The organism is Micromonospora sp. DT178, from assembly GCF_049841695.1.
Lineage (GTDB): Bacteria > Actinomycetota > Actinomycetes > Mycobacteriales > Micromonosporaceae > Micromonospora.
In genome coordinates this window covers 1-251 of the sequence record NZ_JBNCKV010000093.1, presented here as the reverse complement: position 1 = coordinate 251, position 251 = coordinate 1, and the positions used below count along the sequence as shown (strand labels likewise).

Genomic DNA, 251 nt, shown 5'->3' with positions numbered 1-251 from the left:
GACCCGTCGCGCTACCCGCACCGGCCGCGACACCACGCACCACCACCGGCGAGGCGTCCAGATCCTGCAACCCGGCCAGGAACCCGTCCACATCCCCGGCCACCACCACCGCCCGATGCGCAAACACCGACCGGGCCGCCAACGCCCGCCCCACCCCGACCGGCCCGACCTCGCGCCGGTCGGCCACGAACCCGGCCAGCCGCTGCGCCTGCGCCCGCAACGCCACCTCGGTCTTAGCCGACAGCAGCCAC

The 251-nt window shown here is 75.7% G+C and carries 1 protein-coding gene; it reads right to left on the bottom strand.

All coding sequences use genetic code 11. The annotated features are described in order from the left end of the window. Positions 1-251: hypothetical protein (locus tag ACLQ22_RS32105; RefSeq protein ID WP_425695620.1), on the bottom strand; the 251-nt coding region annotated here is incomplete at both ends.